The 4768-nt window shown below is 63.7% G+C and carries 4 protein-coding genes and 1 pseudogene; 1 reads left to right on the top strand and 4 read right to left on the bottom strand.

Annotation, left to right across the window (positions count from 1 at the left end; genetic code table 11):
* Positions 1–197: pseudogene (locus tag BG35_RS10715) on the bottom strand (alpha-D-glucose phosphate-specific phosphoglucomutase); the annotation flags it as partial.
* A gap of 192 nt (positions 198–389) precedes the next feature.
* Between BG35_RS10715 and BG35_RS0106540 the strand changes: the two are divergent.
* Complete coding sequence (locus BG35_RS0106540) at positions 390–650, top strand: hypothetical protein (RefSeq protein ID WP_161632559.1); 261 nt, start codon at positions 390–392, stop codon at positions 648–650.
* A 17-nt stretch (positions 651–667) separates the two neighbouring features.
* On the opposite strand, the gene fmt is transcribed toward BG35_RS0106540, so the two are convergent.
* The 3 genes from fmt to BG35_RS0106525 are packed head-to-tail and all read right to left on the bottom strand — an operon-like array spanning position 668 to position 4501.
* Positions 668–1681, bottom strand: a complete 1014-nt coding sequence (gene fmt / locus BG35_RS0106535) for a methionyl-tRNA formyltransferase (protein ID WP_025782199.1) — start codon at positions 1679–1681, stop codon at positions 668–670.
* A gap of 11 nt (positions 1682–1692) precedes the next feature.
* A complete protein-coding gene (locus tag BG35_RS0106530; RefSeq protein WP_025782198.1) occupies positions 1693–3060 on the bottom strand; it encodes a TldD/PmbA family protein in 1368 nt (455 codons plus the stop codon).
* Between the two features lie 4 nt (positions 3061–3064).
* A complete protein-coding gene (locus BG35_RS0106525) occupies positions 3065–4501 on the bottom strand; it encodes a TldD/PmbA family protein (RefSeq protein ID WP_025782197.1) in 1437 nt (478 codons plus the stop codon).
* Positions 4502–4768 lie beyond the last annotated feature (267 nt).

Genomic DNA, 4768 nt, shown 5'->3' with positions numbered 1-4768 from the left:
TCTCCCCCCACCACCAGAGTTCCCCCCTGCACCCCTGGCAGGGTCTGCAGGACAGCCTCAAGGAAGCTTTCCAGGTAGTGGGGCTTCTGAAACACAGGGGTGGGTCGGCGCAGACCGGATGTGCCGGGCTTCTGATCCTGGAAGGGAGTGGCCAGGGAGATGTGACGCACCTGGGGGGTGGCGACGCTAACGGTCATGGGGAAAGCCTGCTGTGCGGCCCAAGGTAGCTATGGACGGTCCCCCCAGGGTGGGGATCACGGGGGCGACAGAAGGGGGCAACCAAGGGAAGATTGATGATTGCGTAACGAACACTTGCAAAGACGAGGAAGCGGCCCCTACGGCCCTGGAAGATTCCATTAAGCTCTCTCCATAGAATTATGGAGCCGTCAATGGAACTGGCACTCATCGCCCTTCTGGTGCCCTTTGCGGTTGTCGTCTCCCTGCTCACCCTGCGCACCTTGCGCTTCGCCACCCATCACCGTTTCTCCTTCATGGGGTTGGCTCTCTTCACCGCGGCCTACGTGGGCATCATCAGCACCGTGATCAATGCCGCCGACCAGCCTGATTTGGCCCGTAACGTGCTCATTGGTCTGCATCTTCCCCTGCTTGTGGGGGTGATGGTGGTCACCCCAAGGTTGAAGGGGCGATGAAGGGACGTCCACTCTCCCTAAGTTGATGGGTCCTGCGCCTGGCCCAGACGCTGACCCGCTTCAGCCTTGAGCACCTGGTGAAGGCGGGTGCCCCGGCAGGGTGTTTTGCCGGCCAGTTGCGCCTCCTGCAAGAGCAGGTGTCCCTCTCCCGTGGCCACCACCAATCCCTGACCAGGCGCCACAGCCGCCACCTGCCCCGGCTGGCCTGCAGGCCATGGTGTTTGCGACAGGTCCCGCATCGGGGCGCCGCCGATGGCTTCCAACTCCTCGGCCCGCTCCGGCAGCAAGGGCGCTGTGGTCAGCACGTTGAGTTGCCGCCCCTGCCAGTGGGTCATGGCCCGGGGATAGAAGCCCATCACCCGGCGATGGAGTTGCAGGGCAGGCTCGCGCCAGGGCAGCCAAAGTTCCTCCTTCCTCACCTTGGCGGCCATGGTGACCCCCGTGGCGGGTTGGGGCTTGAGTTGGGCGGGACCGGTAGCCAGCAGGGCCATGGCCTCCACCATCAAGTCAGCGGTCAGTTGGCTGAGGCGCCGGGCCATGGCGGCCGCATTGTCGCAGAGGGCAATGGGAAGACCGCTTTTGAGCAGTACCGGCCCCGTATCCAACCCTTCTTCCATGGCCATGATGCTGACGCCGGTCAACCGGTCACCGGCCAGCAAGGCCCGCTGAATCGGCGCCGCGCCACGCCAGCGGGGCAGAAGGGAACCGTGGCCGTTCCAGCACCCCAGCCTGGGCTGGGCCAGAATCTCCGGTGGCAGAATCTGCCCGAAAGCCACCACCACAAACACATCAGCCGCCAGTGTGGCCAATTGTTGTTGCAGGGGGGTGTCGTGGCGGAGGGATGGGGAGGTCCACACAGGCAACCCCAGTTCCATGGCCCGGCGTTTCACGGGGGAAGGCTGAAGCTGGCCGCCACGGCCGCGGCGTCGATCCGGCTGGCTCACCACGCCCACCAACCCATGACCCGCCGTAACCAGGGCATCAAGGCAGGGGACGGCATAGGTGGGGGTGCCCCAGAAGAGAATACGCATGGGGCAAGCCCTCAGGCTTCGCCTGTGATGGTGAGCCCCTCCACCCAGACGTGGGGGGAGCGGCCGCTGGGGGTGCATTGGGGCTCCCCTTCACAGGCCACGATGTTTTGCAGTGTGGAGCGCACATCTCCAGCCACTGTGGCCGCCTCGATGGAGCGTCGTTCACCCCCGGAGAGCAGCCAACCGTCAAATGGCAGGGAAAAGGACCCCTGACTGGCCTTGATGCCCGCATGAAGCGCGGAGAGGGAATCAACGAGCACCACCCCACTGCTGCTCTGGTGGCTGAGGGATGAATCCCCCCGCTGGCCCTCCACGTCCAGCCATTGGGGACTCAGGGTGACCTTTGCCCCCAGGTTGGCATGGCCTGTGGCCACGGAGCCGTCCGCGAAGGCCCTGGCTGTGCCTTCGCTATGGAGGAAATGGCGGAGACGGCCCCCTTCAATGAGGGGCAACCGCCGAGTTGGGGTGCCTTCCCCGTCAAACTCCGGCGCTGCCACATGACACGGATGGCGGGCATCATCGGTCACCGTGAGCAGGGGGCTGGCCACCTGGGCGCCCAGGCTGCTGCGCCGGGAGAGGCTGATGCCGTCCAGCACCGCCTGGGCGTTCACCATGCTGCCAAAAGCCCACAGCAGATCCAGAAACGCTTCAGGACTGAAACAGACGGTGTAGACACCGGTGTCGATGGGGGCATAGTCCAGGTGGCTGATGGTGCGTTCCGTGGCCTCGGCAATGCATCCCTCCAGATCCAGTGCATCCACACCCGGCGCCAGCCGCACCGCTCCGGCGCTGCGGGGCTTGCGGCCTGCTTCCTCGGCGCGGGGATAGAGCCACAGGCTGGCGCTGGTGGTGCTCTGGTGGCGCAACGCGCCAGCACTATTGATGTACAACCGCTCCCGCTGAGCCTGGGCCAGGCCGTTGTAGGGCAAGGTGGAGATGGCCGGATGGCCATTCAGCACCTGTTGCTCGGTGGCCAGAAGTCGCTCCAGAAGCGTCTGAATGGGAAGCGCTGGCTGCTGGGGCTGATGGAGGGGTGTAAGGGGATCCCGGGCCTGGGGAGACAGGCGGGGCGGGCTCTGGGCATCGCCGAAGGCGCTGGCTTGTTGGGCGCCCGCCAAAGCCACCGTCAATCCTGACGGGGAGAGATCGTTGGTGCTGGTGATGCCCACCAAGCCCTGGTCATTCCAGGCACGCACCATGGCGGTTGTGCTCTGGCGGGCCTTCAGTTGCTTGGGCTCGCCACGGTCAACTTGTACGGACGTGTCATGGCCGCAAGTGATCCCCAGATCCCAGGTTGCAATTCCCATGCGGGAGGCGCCCTCCGTCATGTGCTGCCCCACCGCGCCAGGATCCGGAGCCACAAGAGATGGTGTTGTCATGGGTTCAGCGGCCTCCAACGGTCATGCGGTCCACCTTGATATGAGGCTGGCCAACGGTGACATAGACACTGCCACTGACGGAACCACAGAAACCGGCGGCAAGGGCGCCGTCATCAGCGCACATGGAGATTCTGGGCAGAACAGTCACGGCATCACCGATCAGGGTGGCCCCCTTCACGGGCTTGTCCTCCCGCAGGCGGCCGTTCTCGATCCAATAGGCCTCCTCCACGGCGAAGTTGAACTGGCCGGTGGGTCCCACACTGCCGCCCCCCATCTGTTTGCAGTAGAGGCCGTGGTCAATGGAGCCAATCAACTCTTCAGGCTTGTAGGGGCCGGGGGCAATGAAGGTGTTGCGCATCCGGCTGGCCGCCGCAAACCCATGGCTCTGGCGCCGCCCACTGCCGGTGCGGGGATGCCCGGTGCGCATCTCGCCGGCGCGATCACTCAGGAAGCACTTCAGAACACCATCTTTAATCAAGACCGTGCGCTGGGGCGCCATACCCTCGTCGTCCATGGTCATGGAGCCGAAGTTGTTGGAGCTGATCCCTTCGTCAAAGGCAGTGACCGCAGGATGGGCAATGGTCTGGCCGATTTTGTCGGCAAAGGGGGTGGAGCCCCGCTCCACCTGGGTGGTTTCCAGCAAATGACCACAGGCTTCATGGAAAATGACCCCCCCAAAGCGGTTGGCCAGCACCACGGGGTAGTCGCCAGCCTTCACGACGTCGGCGTACAGCATCTTGCCGGCGCTCTGGCAGGCGGACATGGCTACGTCTTCCACAGGCCAGCGGGCCAGAAAGTCAGGTTCATCGGCACGCCCATCACGGCGGCTGATGGAGGCGCGATGGTCCCCATCGCCGGCCAGCAGACTAAGGCCCGTGGTCTGATGGAGGCGCAGATCACGGGCAAAAGTTCCATCGCTGGCGGCCACCAGTACTTCCTGCCAGTCTCGGGCATAGCTGGCCCGTCTGGCCTGAAGATGGCTGCCATGGCGCTTCAGGGCGGCCGTGGCCTCCCGCAAACGCTCGGCGCTGTCCGGCGCCATGGGGCAGGCCTTGAGCCATTGCTCCTTGTCACTGCCGTAGTCTCGGAACGCTGCCAAGCCTTGCCACCCACTGGCTCCGGCGCTCCTGGAAAGACCCAGCATACTGAGAGCCTGCTCCAAAGCCGTCAACAGGGCAGAGTCACTGAGGTCGTTGGTGGCGGCAAAGCCGTCACAATTTCCCTTGAAGACACGGATTCCAGCGCCACATCCCAGGGCGGGACTCACGCTGGTAATGCGCTCCTGCTCCGCCAACACATTGAGTTGGTCATTGCGCTCCACGAAAATCTCAACCAGATCCGCACCGGCTGCCATCCCCACCGCCAGTAATTCTTCCAGGCGAGGCCGCCAACCTTGATCCAGGCGGGAGGTGGCAGGTGCATCAAGGCAAAGGGAGGACATAAGCTGAGTGGCAAGACAACAGAGACGCCTGCCGATAAGACAGGACAACATCTCCAAAAGCATGCCAGGCAGCTTAGGGTCAAGGCCTAATAAAGTGAGGGTGTGACGCCCCTCAGCAGAGAGAAGATTCCCAAGAAACCTTCAGGGGGAGGGATGGCTCACCTGTTCTGGCTCAGAGAGCATCGGCTTTAGGCAGGCGCCAACTTTAGGAAGATCTACAATCCTTCTTGTCCAAGTCTCGTGGTATGAGCCGTGTGGACAGCCACA

Source organism: Candidatus Synechococcus spongiarum SH4 (assembly GCF_000586015.1).
Taxonomy (GTDB): Bacteria; Cyanobacteriota; Cyanobacteriia; order PCC-6307; family Cyanobiaceae; genus Synechococcus_B; species Synechococcus_B spongiarum_F.
This window is presented reverse-complemented; position numbering and strand designations above follow the sequence as displayed.

Bases quoted from the DNA above. Each gene is read 5' to 3' on its own strand.
- BG35_RS0106540 (WP_161632559.1), top strand. From the start codon at position 390: ATGGAACTGGCACTCATCGCCCTTCTGGTGCCCTTTGCGGTTGTCGTC.
- BG35_RS0106530 (WP_025782198.1), bottom strand. From the start codon at position 3,060: ATGACAACACCATCTCTTGTGGCTCCGGATCCTGGCGCGGTGGGGCAG.
- fmt (WP_025782199.1), bottom strand. From the start codon at position 1,681: ATGCGTATTCTCTTCTGGGGCACCCCCACCTATGCCGTCCCCTGCCTT.
- BG35_RS0106525 (WP_025782197.1), bottom strand. From the start codon at position 4,501: ATGTCCTCCCTTTGCCTTGATGCACCTGCCACCTCCCGCCTGGATCAA.